The organism is Pseudomonas sp. S09G 359 (assembly GCF_002843605.1).
Taxonomy (GTDB): Bacteria; Pseudomonadota; Gammaproteobacteria; order Pseudomonadales; family Pseudomonadaceae; genus Aquipseudomonas.
Genome location: NZ_CP025263.1, coordinates 3,221,381 through 3,239,054 on the forward strand (window position 1 = coordinate 3,221,381; position 17,674 = coordinate 3,239,054).

The 17,674-nt window shown below is 57.7% G+C and carries 15 protein-coding genes; 9 read left to right on the forward strand and 6 right to left on the reverse strand.

What is annotated here, in order from left to right:
* Positions 1 to 15: 15 nt before the first annotated feature.
* From CXQ82_RS14395 to CXQ82_RS14415, 5 genes are all read right to left on the reverse strand, one after another.
* Positions 16 to 789 (reverse strand): carboxymuconolactone decarboxylase family protein, encoded by a 774-nt coding sequence (locus CXQ82_RS14395; RefSeq protein ID WP_101273790.1) that lies wholly within the window; start codon positions 787 to 789, stop codon positions 16 to 18.
* A 231-nt stretch (positions 790 to 1,020) separates the two neighbouring features.
* Positions 1,021 to 1,488, reverse strand: coding sequence for a cupin domain-containing protein (locus CXQ82_RS14400; RefSeq protein WP_101270027.1), 468 nt, complete (start codon positions 1,486 to 1,488; stop codon positions 1,021 to 1,023).
* A 60-nt stretch (positions 1,489 to 1,548) separates the two neighbouring features.
* The gene (locus CXQ82_RS14405; RefSeq protein WP_101270030.1) at positions 1,549 to 2,541 is read right to left on the reverse strand and encodes an aldo/keto reductase; all 993 of its coding nucleotides are present in this window, start codon (positions 2,539 to 2,541) and stop codon (positions 1,549 to 1,551) included.
* 24 nt (positions 2,542 to 2,565) lie between these two features.
* A complete protein-coding gene (locus tag CXQ82_RS14410) occupies positions 2,566 to 3,156 on the reverse strand; it encodes a flavodoxin (protein WP_101270033.1) in 591 nt (196 codons plus the stop codon).
* Complete coding sequence (locus CXQ82_RS14415) at positions 3,153 to 4,142, reverse strand: aldo/keto reductase (RefSeq protein WP_101270036.1); 990 nt, start codon at positions 4,140 to 4,142, stop codon at positions 3,153 to 3,155. Before CXQ82_RS14415 ends, CXQ82_RS14410 begins: the two co-directional genes overlap by 4 nt.
* A gap of 1,131 nt (positions 4,143 to 5,273) precedes the next feature.
* On the opposite strand from CXQ82_RS14415, the gene CXQ82_RS14430 reads away from it, so the two are divergent.
* The 6 genes from CXQ82_RS14430 (at position 5,274) to CXQ82_RS14455 (ending at position 13,177) form a co-directional block, all read left to right on the forward strand.
* Positions 5,274 to 6,146 (forward strand): AraC family transcriptional regulator, encoded by an 873-nt coding sequence (locus CXQ82_RS14430; RefSeq protein WP_101270042.1) that lies wholly within the window; start codon positions 5,274 to 5,276, stop codon positions 6,144 to 6,146.
* Positions 6,147 to 6,294: 148 nt separating this feature from the next.
* On the forward strand, positions 6,295 to 7,563 hold the full coding sequence (locus CXQ82_RS14435) for a DUF1479 domain-containing protein (protein ID WP_101270045.1): 1,269 nt from the start codon (positions 6,295 to 6,297) through the stop codon (positions 7,561 to 7,563).
* A gap of 58 nt (positions 7,564 to 7,621) precedes the next feature.
* Positions 7,622 to 8,902: an ABC transporter substrate-binding protein gene (locus tag CXQ82_RS14440; protein ID WP_041064242.1), complete on the forward strand. Its 1,281-nt coding sequence runs from the start codon at positions 7,622 to 7,624 to the stop codon at positions 8,900 to 8,902.
* A 280-nt stretch (positions 8,903 to 9,182) separates the two neighbouring features.
* Complete coding sequence (locus tag CXQ82_RS14445) at positions 9,183 to 10,520, forward strand: aromatic acid/H+ symport family MFS transporter (protein WP_101270049.1); 1,338 nt, start codon at positions 9,183 to 9,185, stop codon at positions 10,518 to 10,520.
* Between the two features lie 23 nt (positions 10,521 to 10,543).
* A complete protein-coding gene (locus tag CXQ82_RS14450) occupies positions 10,544 to 11,806 on the forward strand; it encodes a gallate dioxygenase (protein WP_101270051.1) in 1,263 nt (420 codons plus the stop codon).
* A 123-nt stretch (positions 11,807 to 11,929) separates the two neighbouring features.
* Entirely contained in the window at positions 11,930 to 13,177 is a 1,248-nt protein-coding gene (locus tag CXQ82_RS14455; protein ID WP_101270053.1) for an OprD family porin, read from the forward strand.
* On the opposite strand, the gene CXQ82_RS14460 is transcribed toward CXQ82_RS14455, so the two are convergent.
* Positions 13,152 to 14,387: a LysR family transcriptional regulator gene (locus tag CXQ82_RS14460; protein ID WP_041064227.1), complete on the reverse strand. Its 1,236-nt coding sequence runs from the start codon at positions 14,385 to 14,387 to the stop codon at positions 13,152 to 13,154. The two genes, CXQ82_RS14455 and CXQ82_RS14460, sit on opposite strands and share 26 nt — an antisense overlap.
* Positions 14,388 to 14,542: 155 nt before the next feature.
* Here CXQ82_RS14460 and galB point away from each other — a divergent pair, with 155 nt between their 5' ends.
* The 3 genes from galB to CXQ82_RS14475 are packed head-to-tail and all read left to right on the forward strand — an operon-like array spanning position 14,543 to position 17,081.
* Positions 14,543 to 15,277 carry a 4-oxalmesaconate hydratase gene (gene galB / locus CXQ82_RS14465; RefSeq protein WP_041064224.1) on the forward strand — a complete coding sequence of 245 codons (735 nt, stop codon included), beginning with the start codon at positions 14,543 to 14,545 and terminating at the stop codon, positions 15,275 to 15,277.
* The gene (locus CXQ82_RS14470) at positions 15,274 to 15,990 is read left to right on the forward strand and encodes a 4-carboxy-4-hydroxy-2-oxoadipate aldolase/oxaloacetate decarboxylase (RefSeq protein WP_041064221.1); all 717 of its coding nucleotides are present in this window, start codon (positions 15,274 to 15,276) and stop codon (positions 15,988 to 15,990) included. The genes galB and CXQ82_RS14470 overlap by 4 nt, the downstream gene beginning before the upstream one ends.
* A 2-nt stretch (positions 15,991 to 15,992) precedes the next feature.
* The gene (locus tag CXQ82_RS14475; RefSeq protein WP_101270055.1) at positions 15,993 to 17,081 is read left to right on the forward strand and encodes a 4-oxalomesaconate tautomerase; all 1,089 of its coding nucleotides are present in this window, start codon (positions 15,993 to 15,995) and stop codon (positions 17,079 to 17,081) included.
* Positions 17,082 to 17,674 lie beyond the last annotated feature (593 nt).

The following is a 17,674-nucleotide window of genomic DNA, read 5'->3' on the forward strand; positions in this document are numbered from 1 at the left end:
TTTGCAGTTCTCATGTCATTTCCTCGAAGCCGTGAGGGCTTGGACCAGCGCTGCGTTGGCCCGCTCGGCGGTCTGTGCATCGCCATGCTTTTTCAGCAGCTCGGTGACTTGGTGCAACTGTGCCGCACTGAGCCCGACGCGCAGGCTCGCTGCCATGTGCGAGCGCAACTGCGGCTCGACCCCCGGCGTTGCTGCCAGGGCCCCGACAGTGGCCAGTTCACGGCTTTGCCAGTCGAGGTTGTCGCGCTCGAAGATGTCGCCGAACAGGTGGGTTTGCAGGAAGCGGTTGATCACCGGAGCGAACTCGAACACCGGGCCTTTGACCGGAGCGCCGGAAATCTTGGTTTGATTCGCCGTGCCCGCGGCCAGCAGCTCATCCCCGACCGGAATCGCCCGGCTCGGCTCACGCCCCGGCGCATCTTCGATGCCGCGTTGTTTGCGCGCCTGCACCACGGTCATCAATTCATTCAAGGCGTTGAGGCTGCGTGGGAAGCCGACGTAGGCGTAAAGCTGCACGAGAACTTCGCGGGTTTCGCTAATGGTCAGGCCGGCATCAAGCCCTTGGTTGAGCGCCGTGTTGAGGTTGGGCATGTCGCTGGTCGCCATGAACGCCGCGATCAGTGGAATGGCTTGTTGCTGGCTCGACAAGCTGGCTGCGCTGGCAAGTGTGTTGGTCATGGTCTGCGATGCCTCGGCTGCTTGAATGGGAACGCTGAAGATCGCCGCAACGCCCAGACAAAGCGCGATAAATGCGGGGAGGGCGGTGCGGTTGCGTACTTCAGTGGTCATCATGAAAGGCTCCGTCCATTGCAGGTCACTGCGAGGTGTGGCTGGATCGTACGGAGGATGTTTGTGGCGATTAACCCCGAAAAGGCGCATGGACTCCTGAGTAAAACTCATGAGTCGACGTTGCCAAAACTGCTGAAAACCTCGCGCGAACCCGCTGTTACGGGGCCTGGAGGTCAGATGACGGTTCGCCGCAAGAGTGTCGAGCGAACAGCTTCGACACATTCCGTAACTTCATTGGCCGGCGTATTGCGCCTCCGAGACCTGCTCCGCCCAAGTGACTGTCTGGCCGTCCTCGGCTTCGGCGATGGCGATGTGGGTCATGCCACTGTTGGCCGTGGCGCCGTGCCAGTGCCGGGTGTTCGGCGGAATCCAGACAGTGTCGCCCGGACGGATTTCCTGACGCGGGCCGCCCTCTTGCTGCACATAGCCAACGCCAGCGGTGACGATCAGCGTTTGCCCCAGTGGATGGGTGTGCCACGCCGTGCGTGCGCCAGGTTCGAAGGTCACCGTGCCGCCGCCGATGCGCGCGGGAGCGTCACCTTTGAATAATCCATCGACGCGCACCGCGCCGGTAAAGTTTTGCGCCGCGCCCTTGATCGAGGGCTGGGTACCGTTCGGGGTAATGCGGATTTCATTAGCAGCCTGGGCTTCTGCGGTCATGAGTGAGAAAGCCACGAGTGGCGCGATCAATCGGTTCATCGGATCAACTCCGGTCAGGCAATGAAAGCGGCGCCCCACGCAGCGCCGCGTTGGGTAGACTCAAAGTCCGGTCATTTTCAGTGCCGATTCCGGCAGGCGTTCACCGTGCACCTGAATTTGCGCCATCCGCTCGTTGATCACGCGCAGATCGTCTCCGGTCAATTGCAGCTCGACCGCGCCCAGATTTTCTTCCAGACGATGCGGTTTCGTCGTACCCGGGATCGGCACGATCCACGGTTTCTGTGCGAGCAACCAGGCTAGGGCCACTTGCGCCGGCGTGGCGTGTTTGCGTTGCGCGACGGCTTTCACCACATCGACCAACGCCAGATTGGCCCTGCGCGCTTCAGGGGAAAAGCGCGGGACGAAATTGCGGAAATCGCTCGCGTCGAACTGCGTGTGCTCGTCGATCTGACCGGTGAGGAAACCGGCACCCAGCGGGCTGAACGGAACGAAACCGATCCCCAGTTCTTCCAACACCGACAGCAGTTCCAGCTCCGGGCCGCGCCAGAACAGCGAATATTCGCTCTGTACCGCCGTGACCGGTTGCACCGCGTGAGCCCGGCGTATGGTCTCCACACCCGCCTCAGACAGGCCAAAATGCTTGACCTTGCCCTCGGCGATCAGCTCCTTGACCGTGCCGGCGACGTCTTCGATGGGTACCTGCGGATCAACGCGGTGCTGATAAAACAGGTCGATGCAATCGGTGCGCAGACGCTTCAACGACGCCTCGGCCACGGCGCGGATATGCGCCGGGCGGCTGTTGGTTCCGCCGCCGCGTGCGCCGGTGACCAAGTCGATATCGAAGCCGAATTTGGTAGCGATAACGACTTGCTCGCGGATCGGCTGCAAGGCCTCGCCCAGCAGTTCTTCATTGGCGAACGGGCCATATGCTTCAGCGGTGTCGAACAAGGTGACGCCTTGCTCGTGGGCCGAACGAATCAGCTTGATCATGCTGGTTTGGTCGGCAGCCGGCCCGTAGGCCGACGTCATGCTCATGCAACCAAGGCCCAGTGCGGACACTTTCAGGCTATTGCCCAACGTGCGGATTTTCATGATGTCACTCCGTACAGAATTCGATTAACGCGTGAGGGGGTGATCGCTCAGCCAGCCATTCACGCGCTCCATGGTCTTGCGCTCTTGCTCACCCTTCATCACAAAACCTTCCAGAACCTTAGTCTTCGGCGTGTGCTTGACGAGCACGCTGCGACTGTTGCCCAAGCCATAACCGCCGTGGGTGTTGAAGGGGATGAGGGTCTTGCCGGTCAGGTCGTGGGCGCTGAGGAAGGCGCGCACGATCGGCGGCGCGGTTTCACCCCAGATCGGAAAGCCCAGATAGATCGTGTCGTAGTCGCTGAGGGCGTGAACCTTGTTTTGCAGCTCGGGTTCGAAGCCGCTGTCACGCTCCTGACGCGCCTGTTCCACGGTTTCCAGATAGTCCTCGGGGTAGGCGTGGGCCGGGCGAATCTCGAACAGATCGGCACCCAGTCCACGCTGGATCAGCCCGGCAACTACGCGGGTATTGCCCGAGCGCGAGAAGTACGCGACCAGAATCCGCGAACCGGAACGCGGGGTTTCATGGGGGCTTTGCGTGTCGGCGAGTGACAGCAGCGGGGCGCTGGCCAGTGCAGCGATGACCGTGCGCCGCAGCGGATCGTGATCTTTGCTCATCGGCCGACGCGTGCCTTGAGGGCCTCGGGATAGCGCTCGCCTTCGATGCGGATCTGCGCCAGCGCAGCATCAATCGCCTTCAGCTCCGCTGCATCGAGCGTGATGTCCGCGCCACCGAGGTTTTCTTCCAGGCGATGCAGCTTGGTCGTGCCCGGAATCGGTACGATCCACGGTGCCTGCGCCAGCAGCCAGGCCAAAGCGATCTGCGCCGGCGTGGCTTGTTTCTGCGCGGCGATCTGACGAATCAATATCACCAGCCCCTGATTGGCTTGCAGCGCCGACTGGCTGAAGCGCGGCACGATGCTACGAAAATCGTCGCTGCCGTAAGTGGCCTCCGCCGACACCGTGCCGGTGAGAAAACCCTTGCCCAAAGGGCTGAACGGCACGAAGCCGATGCCCAGTTCCCACAGCGTCGGCAGGATTTCCTGCTCGGGCTCGCGCCACCACAGCGAGTATTCGCTCTGTAGCGCCGTGACCGGTTGCACCGCGTGCGCACGGCGAATGGTCTGTGCTCCGGCCTCCGACAGGCCGAAATGCTTGACCTTGCCTTCGCCGATGAGGTCTTTCACCGTCCCGGCGACGTCTTCGATCGGCACGTCCGGATCGACGCGGTGCTGGTAAAGCAAATCGATGTAATCGGTTTTCAGTCGGCGCAGCGAACCTTCGACGGCGACCCGAATACGTTCGGGCCGGCTGTCCAGAGTCTGCTTTGTGTTGTCGGCACCGACGGCGAAGCCGAATTTGGTGGCGATCACGACCTGTTCGCGAACCGGGAACAGCGCCTCGCCAACTACTTGCTCATTGAGATAGGGGCCGTAGAACTCGGCGGTATCGAAGAACGTGACGCCTCGATCAACTGCCGTGCGAATCAGCGAGATCGCCTGCTGCGTTTCTGTCGCTGGACCGTAGCCATGGCTCAGGCCCATGCAGCCAAAGCCGAGTGCCGATACTTCAAGTGAGCTGTTGCCGAGTGTGCGGTTGTGCATTTCGTTCTCCCGAATAAGGCGTTGGGGAACAGTAAGCGAGCTACCGAATAGGTACTAGACGCTTAAATCGGCAAGGGTTCATGAAATTTGCTCATCAATCCCAAAACAAGAGAATGGCGCTGTCATGTCGTACGCAGCGAGTATCATCCATCTCCGCATCGCTTTAATTGCTTCAGGTGTGAGATCTCACATCGGTTGCCGGTAATGCGCTTGCTACAGCTTTGAGGCTTTCAGAAGCCATTGCCTCAGTCAGTCTGCGGACCCATGCGGAGCATTCCCGCTATGAACGAGGTAATAGTCTTCGCCCTCTGATAAGGAAGTATCGAATAGCTGCGCAAGTTGGTTTTGCTCCAAGGCATCTTCGACAAGCCAGGGACTTGTTAGCACCACGCTTTGACTGCGCCGCGCCGCGTCAATGGCGAGTTCCGATTGATCAAAGCGCATCCCGATCTTCAAATCTGTCTGCGGTCAACCGGCGTGGGCAAACCATTTGGGCCAGTTCGCATGTGAAGTTGTATACAACAGCGTTGCCTTCACCAAGTCCGAAACTTCAAATAGCCGCAGTGTGCTGCAATACACCCTGACTTCTCCGGGCAGCATTAATTCGGCAGTGAGCCCTAGGGCATGGCCATAGCAATGACGCACCGCAATATCAAGTATCCTGATCGCCGTCTAGGAGGTCTGTGCTCGCATTCAAATGCAATTTGAGTTGCGGATCATCACGAGTAACCGCTGGTATGCGCCTGGAGAACCATGAATTGGCCAGCGCGGGGGAGGCTGACCCGAATTTCATCGTTTGTTCGATTACGCAGCATCCTTTCGTCGCATGGATGCCTGGCAGCTTTTCACTCGAGGTGCGCAACGAATACCTGGCTGCTTACCAAACCAGGTTGCGTGTACCTCAAGCGACGCAAACGCTATTCTTTCATCCACGCGAGGATTACGGTAGCGACCAGCGATAAAATCCAAGCGTGCTGGCGCGCTCCGGTTTTCAATGGAACCCTCGTGCAGGTCAATGTCATGATCAGGCGGCCGACGATTTTACGCGTTGAGATCTCGTCAGCTCACTGCAGAAGTAGTGGGTGTTACGATGATGGCGATACAAGTCCCTTGCTAGGCCGAGTCGATGTCATGAAACCCAGCTTCGAGAAAGTACCCACAGAGGCTGCAACCTCTTGGACGCTATTGAACAGGCGTTTGCCGGATGCGATTCCATTCGAGTGGCATCATCATCCCGAATATGAGTTGACACTCACGCTCAATAGTCGCGGCCATCGCTACATCAGTAATGACGTAGCGCGCTATGACGATGGAGACCTGATTCTTGTAGGGCCGAATATTCCTCATAGCTGGTCTTCAGCGGAGCGTATTGATGAGGATCAGCCGCATGTTGCCTTGGTTATCTGGTTTTCCGCTGCTTGGGCCGACTCGCTTGTGACATTGTTTCCGGAAATGGCTGCGGTTCGCCCATTGCTGGCGGCAGCTCAACACGCGGTGAGTTTCAGTGGTAGGGCCTCCAGTGAAGTACGCTCCTACATCGAGGCAATGGTCAATCAGACGCCGCCTCAGCGCTTGATCGCATTGCTAACGGTGCTCGACAGGCTGGCAAGAGACGCTGATGCTACTCGGATCCTGCCGACGCCAGGCGGGCAGGCCGGTGATCAGATTGTCGAAGACGCGCGTATTCATCGAGTTCTGCATTACCTACATGGTAACTACGCCCGGGCAATCAATGTTGCCGAGTTAGCAGAGCTGGCCTGCGTCAGTCTGTCTGCTTTCCATCGAATGTTTCGCCGGCATACACGCTGTACCGCCTTGGACTATATCGTTCGACTGCGCATCGGCCATGCCTGTGCGTTGCTGATGCAGGGCGACTCGCCGGTATCGATAATAGCGGAGGAGGTGGGCTACTCGTCGCTGGCATTATTCAACCGCCAGTTCAAGGCGTTGAAAGGGCTGACACCTTCCGCGTTTCGTCAAACGCACAGCCATCATTTTCAGTGAAGGTCAGAAATCTAGTGGGTGGATACTCCGATCGTATTGGCTCAAAACGCCATTATCGTACTAGTCGACGCTTCAAATGAGGCTGCCGTGTGCTTATTTAAAAGTGGTTCCATACCTGCATGAATAACAAAAACAGCAGGTAGTTCCCATGAGTAAATACCGTGCCTTCGAAAGCGAAACGCTTCCGCAAGATTATCGAGACAGCATCGTCAAAATGAAGCGCGCCTTGCGCGCGCAGATCGGCGACGTTGAATCTTTGTTTGAACAAGTTAGCGAATTCATCGTTGCTGAAATCGACTCAATCAAGGCGCAGGAGGCGCTCACCGGTTCGGCTTGGCCGATCCTTGAGTTCGAGGATATCGCGGTCGGGAAAGTGAGTGCGGACCAGTTGGCGCTAATCAAGCGGCGTGGTTGCGTCGTGCTCAGAAACCATTTTCCTCGAGAGCAGGTTTTGGGGTGGGACGAGAGGCTTTTGGATTACCTTGACCGCAATCACTTCGATGCAATTTATCGTGGTCCAGCGGACCAGTTTTTCGGAAGCCTGGAGGCATCGCGTCCAGAAATTTTTCCGATCTATTGGTCGGAGTCGCAGATGCAGTTGCGTCAGGATGAGCGCATGGGGGCCGCACAATCTTTTCTGAATCGTCTTTGGAGGATCCATTCTCAAGGGCGGCAATGGTTCAACCCTGATATCAATGCCCTATACCCGGATCGAGTACGGCGTCGACCTCCGGGAACACATTCAAAAGGTCTCGGGCCACACACCGACTCGGGCGCCTTGGAGCGATGGCTGCACCCAGCCTACCTGAAGGTATTCGACAAAATTTACAGCAACGATTTCAGCGCCTACGACCCTTGGGACGCAGCCTTCCGTACTGAAGTCGATGAGTACGCCTACAAAGATACGGTCAAGTGCTCTGCGTTCCGCACGTTTCAAGGCTGGACCGCGTTATCGGATATGAACGCCGATCAGGGGGTACTGCATACCTTGCCGATCCCCAAGGCGATGGCTTACATGCTGCTGCGGCCACTGCTGGACGATGTACCTGAGGATGAGCTGTGCGGGGTTGCGCCGGGCAAGGTACTTCCGGTGTCCCGACAGTGGCATCCACTGCTGTTCGAAGGGCTGAGTCCGATTCCGGATGTCCGTGCGGGCGATTCGGTGTGGTGGCATTGCGATGTAATTCACAGTGTCGCACCCGTGGCAAATCAACAAGGCTGGGGCAATGTTATGTACGTTCCGGCTGCACCTATGTGTCAAAAAAACCTGCGTTACGCCAAGGATGTGTTCAGGGCATTCGCGCAGGGTGCATCACCCGACGATTTTCCTCGGGAAGACTATGAAACAACTTGGGAAGGTCGTTTCACCTTGGAGCGTCTGAACGCGCTCGGACGTGCCGGTCTGGGGCTCGAATGATTGCGTGAGACTGAGCGAATAGCCCACTACCTCGATAAAAAAACAATAAGGTACTGACATGAACTCAATGAACCGCCTTGCAGCCATGGTTTCTCTTGCCGCTTTATTTCCTCTTGTGATTCAGGCCGCTGAAACCAAGGGAAACGTTGAAGTCGTTCACTATTGGACCTCCGGGGGCGAGGCCAAATCGGTGGAAGTTTTGAAGAAAATCATCGAGAAAGATGGATTCACTTGGCAGGACAGTGCAGTCGCTGGCGGCGGAGGCAGTGCGGCCATGACTGTGCTGAAAACCCGTGCTGTATCGGGCAATCCTCCCACCGCCGCGCAGATAAAAGCGCCAGATATTCAGGAATGGGGTCGCCTCGATCTTCTTGCCAGCATTGACGACGTCGCCAAGGCGAATAACTGGGACAGCCTGCTTCCCGAGTCCGTCGCCCAAATAATGAAGTACGAGGGGCATTACGTTGCGGTACCGGTGAATATTCATCGCATCAATTGGCTTTGGCTTAACCCTGTCGTTCTGAAGCAGGCGGGCATCTCCGATGTGCCGACCACTCTTGATGAACTTTATGCTGCTGGGGATAAGCTCAAGGCGGCAGGGTTCATAGCTATCGCACATGGCGGTCAGGCCTGGCAGGACACGACAATCTTCGAAAACCTCGTTTTGAGCGTGATGGGCGTTGATGGTTTCAAGAAGGCCTTTATTGATGTCGACGACAGTGTTTTCACCGGGCCGAAAATGATTGAAGTATTCAATGCGCTGCGAAGAATACAGAGTTATCTGGATCCCGATGGCAACGGTCAAGACTGGAATCTGGAAACAGCCAAGGTCATCAATGGCAAAGCAGGCATGCAAATCATGGGGGACTGGGCGAAAAGTGAGTGGAGCGCGGCGGGCAAGTTTGCCGATACAGATTACATTTGTGTGCCATTTCCCGGCTCGCAGGGTGCTTACAGCTATACCATTGATTCACTGGCGATGTTCAAACTTGCCTCGAAGAATGACACCCCTGGCAATATTGCAGCCCGCAACGACCTGGCCAAAGTAGCGCTGGAGCCGTCGTTTCAATATGTTTTCAATCAAAACAAGGGGTCAATACCCGTCATCAAGGGTTTGGACATGAGTCGATTCGATAGCTGTGCACAAGCCTCTGCAAAGGATTTCGCTGCTGCCGAGAAGACTGGTTCACTCGCTCCGAGCATGGCATTCAACATGTCGACTTCTCAGGCGGTGCAGGGCGCTGTGTTCGATGTCGTGACCCACTTCATGAATGACAAGTCCGCCGATGCTGGTAAGGCTGGAAGGCAGTTGCTGGCGGCGATCAAGGCCGCACAATAAATTGCTTTAGTTTTGAGCTGCTCCGTATACCGAATACGGAGCAGCTATTGACGATGCATCTCCTACTAGCGGCTGCTCGTGCCGCAATCATCACCCCCGCTCTACCACGCTCTGTCTATCTCTGTTGATTCCCCGATAAGAAAAATCGATACCCGGTTAATAATTTCCCAGAGGCGGGCGGTATACCTGCGGCTTTACAGTCACCTCCATCGTTTAGCGTGGACGGTCCAATTACAGGCCTCGTCCGTCGGGACTTCTACAAAAATAAGAAGGTGAGAGCATGAGTAGTGAAACGGTGGATATCAAAGCGTGGATTGACAACCGAAAACTGGTGCCGTACCAGTGGCTGATTATGGGTTTATGTTTTTTCATAGTGCTTTTCGATGGCTTCGACGTCGCGGTGATGGGGTTTATTGCCCCCTCGCTGATTCAAGAGTGGGGGCTTTCGAAAGCGGCGTTTGGCCCGGTGATGAGCGCGGGCATGATTGGGCTGGCGATCGGTGCGCTGACCGCTGGCCCTTACGCCGACCGAATCGGCCGCAAAAAAGTACTACTGACGGCGGTGACTGGCTTCAGCGTGCTAAGCCTTGCATGCGCCTTTGCACGTAATCCCTACGAGCTGGCTGCCTTGCGTCTGCTGACCGGTGTGGCGCTGGGCGCAGCATTGCCAAACACCACCACACTGCTTTCCGAGTATTTGCCGGAACGCAATCGGTCACTGTTCATCACGATCATGTTCACCGGATTCAATATGGGGTCGGGGTTGGGCGGATTTCTCGCTGCGTGGTTGATTCCCCATCACGGCTGGCAGTCGGTGTTGCTCGCCGGCGGGATTCTGCCGATGTTGCTGCTGCCCTTGATGTGGCTGTTGCTGCCTGAGTCGGCGCGTTTTCTCGCCGCACGCAACGCGCCCGCCAGCCAGATTGCCAAGGTGCTGAACAAGCTGGGGGGCACGTTCAGCGCAGCGACGAAATTCGTCATTGCCGAACCGCAAACTCAGCAAAAAGCACCGCTGCGCTTGCTCTTCACCGATCACTATCGTTTCGGCACTCTCGCCTTGTGGGCAACTTACTTCATGGGGTTGCTGGTGATCTACCTAACCATGGGCTGGATGCCGACCCTGCTGCGTGAAGGTGGGCTGTCCATCGAACGGGCCGCGACCATCACCGGACTGTTCCAGATTGGCGGCACTGTCGGCGCCATCGTGGTTGGGTGGGCGATGGACCGGCGAAATCCGAACGCGGTGATTGCCACGTCTTACGCTCTGGGTGGCGCTTTCATTCTGCTGCTGGGCGCCTTCAGCCTTGAATCGGGCCTGCTGGCATTCGGCGTGGTGGCGGCAGGTTTCTGTATGAGCGGCGCGCAAACCGGCCTCAATGCTTTCGCACCCGGTTACTACTCGACGGACTGCCGCGCCACGGGCGTCAGCTGGATGCTGGGTATCGGCCGCTTCGGGGCTATCTTTGGTTCGCTCATCGGTGGCGCGGTGCTCAGCCTCGGGTTGGGGTTGCCGCTGCTGTTTGCCCTGTTGAGCGTGCCTGCCTTTATCGCTGCACTTGCGATCCTGGCCAACGGTCATGCACGGCGCCGAGTCAGTCGGGCCTTGCTGGCGCATTAATCTTTTCAATAAAGGAACTCGTTATGGCACGCATCATTGGTGGCCTCGCTGTATCTCACACCCCGACCATCGGCTTTGCAGTCGATCACGATAAGCAGCATGAGGCCGCCTGGGCGCCGATCTTCCGTGGCTTTGAGCCGATCAAGGTGTGGCTGAAGGAGCAGCAACCGGATGTGCTTTTCTATATCTTCAATGACCACGTGACGTCGTTTTTCTTTGATCACTATGGTGCCTTTTCCCTCGGTGTCGATGATCGCTACGAAGTCGCCGATGAGGGCGGCAATCCACGTGAGTTACCGGGGATCGCTGGTCATGCGGCGCTGTCGCGGCACATCGGCGAGAGCCTGGTGGCGGATGAATTCGACATGAGTTTCTTCCGCGACAAACCGCTCGACCATGGCTTCTTCTCGCCGATGTCGGCGCTGTTGCCGTGCGAGCCGGACTGGCCGGTGGAGATCGTGCCGCTGCAGGTTGGCGTGTTGCAGTTCCCGGTGCCGAGTGCGCGGCGTTGCTACAAGTTGGGCCAGGCGCTGCGCCGGGCGATTGAAAGCTACCCCGAGGATCTGAAAGTGGCCATCGTCGCGACCGGCGGTGTTTCCCACCAGGTGCACGGCGAGCGCTGTGGTTTCAACAACCCGGAGTGGGACCAGCAGTTCATTGATCTGTTGGTCAATGATCCCGAGCGGCTGACCGAAATGACCCACGCCGAGTACGCCGCGCTGGGGGGCATGGAAGGTTCGGAAGTGATCACCTGGCTGATCATGCGCGGCGCGCTGTCGGCCACGGTGAAAAACCTGCACCAGGATTACTACCTGCCGTCGATGACCGGCATTGCCACACTGCTGCTGGAAAATCAGGATCGGCCCGTTCCCGTCGACGTCAACGCGCGGCACTTGCTGCACATGCAGCATCAGTTGGCGGGTATCGAGAGGCTCGCAGGCACCTATCCGTTCACCCTGGAACGCAGCGCCAAGGGCTATCGGTTGAACAAGTTTTTGCATCGCATGATCGAGCCGCACTGGCGTCAGCGTTTCCTCGACCAACCCGAAGCGCTGTTCGATCAAGCAGGGCTGAGCGATGAAGAGCGGGATCTGCTGCGACGCCGCGACTGGCGCGGATTGATTTACTACGGGGCGATTTTTTTCGTGCTGGAAAAACTCGCTGCCGTGGTCGGGGTGCCGAATCTGCAGATATACGCGGCAATGCGCGGACAAAGCCTCGAGGAATTCATGAAAACCCGTAATCAGCAGGTGCTCTATTCGGTAGCGGGCAAGGCCCCACGCTAACGACACGGCGTCATCGGCGGCTCGCTCCGGGCCGCTTCGCAACACCCTTGAATGACTTCACTGCGCCCGGCTCATGCGGGCGTAGCGGACTGCTTCATCCCAAAAAAATGGATAACAATAACAATGAAAATCACCGCCAATACACGCGTAGTCTTCACGCTGTCCGCCGTTTGTGCTCTGCCTGTCGAGGCGAGCGCTGCAGGCTTTGTGGAAGACGCCAGGGCCAATCTCAACCTGCGCAACTTCTACATCAATCGCAACTTCACCAACCCGGCCAATGCGCAGGGCAAAGCCGAGGAATGGACGCAGAATTTCATTCTCGATTTCCGCTCTGGATTCACCCAAGGTGCAGTCGGATTTGGTGTGGATGTGCTGGGCCTGTATTCGCTGAAGCTTGACGGCGGGCAAGGCACGGGAGGCACGCAATTGCTGCCGCTGGACAGTGATGGCCGACCTGCCGATCAATTTGGGCGCCTGGCTGTCGCCGGGAAAATGAAAATCGGCAAGACCGAAATCAAGCTCGGCGAGTGGATGCCAGTGTTGCCGATATTGCGTTCCGACGACGGTCGCTCATTGCCACAAACCTTTCGTGGCGGTCAGGTCACTTCACAGGATATCGCCGGGTTGACCTTGTATGGCGGTCAGTTCCGGCAGAACAGTCCGCGCAACGATTCAAGCATGGAAAACATGTTCATGCAGGGCAAAACCGCGTTTGCCTCTGACCGTTTCAACTTCGTCGGCGGCGAATACGCGTTCAACGAAAAGCGCACGATGATCGGCGTGTGGAATGCTCAGCTAAAGGACATCTATCAGCAACAGTATCTGCAACTGGTTCATAGCCAACCACTGGGTGACTGGACGCTGGGCGCCAATCTTGGCTACTTCTGGGGTCGCGAGGATGGCAGTGCCCGCGCAGGCGATCTGGACAACCGCACGTTCTCGGCATTGCTGTCGGCACGCTACGGCGGCAACACGTTTTACGTCGGTTTGCAAAAGCTCAGCGGCGATGATGCCTGGATGAGAGTCAACGGCACCAGCGGCGGAACCTTGGCCAACGACAGCTACAACAACAGCTACGACAATGCGCGGGAGAAATCCTGGCAACTACGCCATGACTACAATTTCGCCGTACTCGGCGTGCCCGGTCTGACCCTGATGAACCGTTACATCAGCGGCGACGACGTGCACAGCGGGGCCGTCACCGACGGTAAGGAATGGGGGCGCGAATCCGAGTTGGGCTACACACTGCAAAGCGGTGCGTTGAAGAACCTCAACCTGCGCTGGCGCAACTCGAGCATTCGCCGCGATTACAGCAGCAATGAGTTCGACGAGAATCGCTTGATCATCAGCTATCCGTTGAACCTGCTTTAAGCGCCTCAGCGGCCTGTGCCTGGATCACCTGGCGGATCATTTCCATCAACGCCTGCGCCACCGGTGAGTGCAGGCAGCCGCTGCGGTAGGTCAGACCAATGGCTCTGGCGGTCTGTTTCAACTCCAGCGGCAAAATGCACAACTCGCCGCTAGTGATTTCCTGTTCCAGTTGATGCGCTGAAACGGCCGCGAGCATGTCCGAGCGTAACAACAGACCGCGAATGATCGCCATGTCGGCGCTTTCCACCACCGGGGAAGGCGCCGGAATGCCGAAACCGGCGAAGCATTCCTCGAGCATCGTCCGCGCCGGTGAGCCAGCACGAGGCAATACCCAGCGCGCGTTGCCCAGATGATTCTGCAAATCGCCGTTGCCGCAGAGCGGATGATCACGCCGCGCAAGCACGACCATTTCTTCCGTCAGCAGTGACTCGCCGACCAGGTCGCTGGCATAGGTCGATGAACGCAGCGCACCCAAAATGAAATCCACATCGCCGGCACGCAACTCGGTCGCCAGCAGGTCGAAGGGACTTTCATTGGTGATCACTTGAATGCCGGGATGCTCTGCCATCAGGCGCACGATGGCCTCGGGCAGAATGCGCGTGCGGCCGAGGGGCAGGGCACCGACGTGCACAACACCGTGCAAGGCGCCGCGAAGGGCGGTGATGTCGGTGTCGATATGGCGCAACTCGTTCAGCGCACGGCGGATTGCAAACAGGATGTCATGACTGGCGCGGGTCGGCTGCAAGCCGCGTGGCGTGCGCTCGAACAGCGATTGGCCGCAGCCGTTTTCCAGCACTTTCAGCGTCGAACTGACGGCCGGTTGGCTCAGGCCCAGCAGACTGGCCACGGTCTGCATATGGTGGGTTTCACAGAGTTTGATGAACACTTGCAGGCGTCGCGCCTGGAACAGATAAAGCGGTTCAATCGCGGCTTTTTCGCCTAGGCCGAGCAATGTAGGCACGCTCCCAAGCTCCGCCAGCACCCGTCGCGCTCGGGGCAGCAAACGCTCTCCGAAATTGGTCAGACGCATACCGTTGGCATGGCGCTCGAACAGCATTACGCCCAGCCGTTCTTCGAATTCGGAAATGGAGCGGGTGACCACCGATTGCGCCCGGTACAGCGCGACTGAAGCCTTGGAGACGCTGCCGTGATCAGCCACGCGGACGAAGGCGCGCACGTGCATCAGGCTCGGCAGTTCAAGGTTTTCCATGGACAAGGGCTCTGCGGGTCGGCGAATTCGACGACTATGCCGCCGATATTTTCGAGTGGCAATAAAAAAAACGCATACCTCGAACACTCGAACGCATTACTCCGTCGGCGGGGTGCGATGCGATGCTCTTTCGCAACGCTAAAGGAGAATCCGCAATGATCGATTCAACCAAAAACGCGCTGGTCGTCAGCGCCCACTCAGCCGATTTTGTCTGGCGTGCCGGTGGCGCCATCGCTCTGCATGCCCAGCAGGGTTACCACGTTCACATTGTCTGCCTGTCGTTCGGTGAGCGCGGCGAATCCGCCAAGCTGTGGCGCAAGGGCGAGATGAGCGAAGACAAGGTCAAAGCCGCACGTCGCGAAGAGGCTCAGGCCGCCGCCGATATTCTCGGGGCCAGTGTCGAGTTCTTCGATATCGGCGATTACCCGATGCGCGCCGACAAGGAAACCTTGTTCCGCCTTGCCGATGTGTTCCGCCGGGTGCAACCGGAGTTCGTCCTCAGTCACTCGCTCAAGGACCCGTACAACTACGATCACCCGCTGGCCATGAACCTGACGCAGGAGGCGCGCATCATCGCCCAGGCCGAAGGCTATAAACCGGGTGAGAAAATCGTCGGCGCACCGCCGGTCTACAGTTTCGAGCCGCACCAGCCCGAGCAATGCGAATGGCGCCCCGATGTATTGCTCGACATCACGGAGGTCTGGGACAAGAAGTACGCGGCCATCCAGTGCATGGCCGGTCAGGAACATTTGTGGGAGTACTACACGCGCGTTGCCCTGCAGCGCGGTGTGCAGGCCAAACGTAATGTCGGGATCACCTCAACCCGCAACATCGTCTATGGCGAGGGTTATCAGAGTATTTTCCCGCGTGTCACGGAGAATCTGGGATGAGCGAACATATCGGCAAGACTGGCGTTGTCGTGCGCAATATTCAGCGGGCCGAAGCGGCGCTGGTCGATGAATTGAATCGCTTCGGGGTGGCGACTATTCATGAAGCACAAGGCCGCAAAGGACTGTTCGCGGCTTCGATCAGACCAATTCAACAAGGCTCGGTAATCAGTGGTTCAGCCATCACGGTACTCGTCGCTCCGGGCGACAACTGGATGTTCCATGTGGCCGTCGAACAATGCCGGCCCGGTGATATTCTGGTGGTTGCGCCGAGTTCACCTTGCACAGACGGCTACTTCGGCGACCTTTTGGCCACCTCGCTCAAGGCTCACGGCGTTCGGGCGCTGGTAATTGATGCGGGCGTGCGCGACACCCACACCCTGCGCGAAATGGGCTTCCCGGTCTGGTCCCGCGCCATCAGCCCCCAAGGCACAATCAAAGAAACCCTGGGCTCGGTCAACCTGCCGCTGGTGTGCGGCGGGCAACTGGTGCACCCGGGTGATGTGGTGGTTGCGGATGACGATGGTGTTGTGATCGTGCGACGTACCGAGGTGCAGCAAGTCGTCGAAGCCAGTCGCGCCCGGGCCGACCTGGAGGAACAGAAGGCCTTGCGCTTGGCCAAGGGCGAACTGGGTCTGGACATCTACAACATGCGCGCGCGCTTGGCGGAAAAGGGTTTGCGTTACGTCGACAATCTTGAAGAGCTGGGAGACTGAGCATGGCGCAGACCCGCATTCCCTGTCTGTTGATGCGCGGCGGTACGTCGAAAGGCGCTTACTTTCTGGCCGACGATTTACCGCAAGAGCCTGCGCTGCGAGACCGCGTGTTGCTGGCGGTGATGGGCTCGCCGGATGCGCGGCAGATCGACGGCATTGGCGGTGGTGATTCACTGACCAGCAAAGTGGCGATCATCAGACCGTCAAGCCGCGCGGGTGCAGATGTCGATTACCTTTTCGCCCAGGTGCTGGTGGATGAGCCGCGCATCGATTACGGTCAGAACTGCGGAAACATCCTCGCCGGTGTCGGCCCGTTCGCCATCGAGCGCGGGTTGGTGGCGGCGATAGCCGACGTCACCCCAGTGCGGATCTACATGGAAAACACCGGACAGATCGCCATCGCCCATGTACCAACCTCTGATGGTGAGGTGCGCTATGACGGCGACGCGCGTATCGACGGCGTGCCAGGACAGGCCGCACCATTGATTGTCGAATTCAAGGATATCGCTGGCGCCAGTTGCGGCGCCCTGTTGCCGACCGGCAGCGCCCGGGACGTGATCGACGGCGTTGAAGTGACCTGCATCGATAACGGCATGCCCGTAGTGCTGATCAACGCGCAAGAGCTTGGTTGCAGTGGCTATGAGAGTCCTGCGCAACTCGACGTCAATGCTTCACTGAAACAGCGTCTGGAGTCCATTCGACTGCAAGCGGGGCGACGTATGAACCTGGGAGATGTGAGCCAGCGCAACGTGCCGAAGATGTGCTTGATTGCACCACCGCAAATAGGTGGGGCCATCAGCACACGCAGTTTCATTCCCCATCGATGCCACACCAGCATTGGTGTGTTTGGCGCCGTCAGTGTAGCTGCTGCCAGCCTAATTGAAGGCAGTGTTGCGGAGGGCATGGCAGTTGTGGAGGAAGGTGATATGAAGCGCTTGTCGATCGAACACCCGACGGGCGAGTTTACTGTTGAAGTACGGTTAAAGGATGGGAAAATAGCGGGCTGCGGGTTGATGCGCACCGCCAGACTTTTAATCAGCGGCATCGTATTCGTTCCGTCAGGTCTATGGCGTGATATGCCAATCGGTTAAATTCGACCCTCCAATTAAGATCAACCGAGCGATCCTGTAGACACGGTTGTTAGTTTTGGTTGCGGAAACCGAACAAATCATGCGGAAAGGATTTACGAAATCCGCGATTACAATCGCGTACCTCACAAACGACAAAGCCCTGAATAATCATGGCTTTGTCGTATCAAATACGGATGAGGCGGTGGGATTCGAACTCATGGACTTGTTACAGTTGACTGTTTCAATTCCATGACTATAACAAGTAGTTTCAATGGGTTATGGCCCAAAGTATTCCGCTTTGATCGTGTGCAAATGTCACTCGGTACGGTCGCTAACGGGCCAGAGTGTGTAAAAATGTCAGATTGGGTTTTCAGGACATCGAAAATGCTCTAGAAAAAATCGTAGAGACAGGAATTTTCGAGTCTGGCGACATCGTGGATCAGTATGCTCTGGAAGCAGGTCTAACTTAGCTCTGGATTATTTCCGCGCTCATTGCCTGTGCCGACTGAACGGCATCGCTAGACTGCCATCTACGGCGACTGACTCATGTCGACCCAAAGCTGCCATCACTGCTTACGACAATCGATTTAGAACAGACATCGAGACTAGTAGAG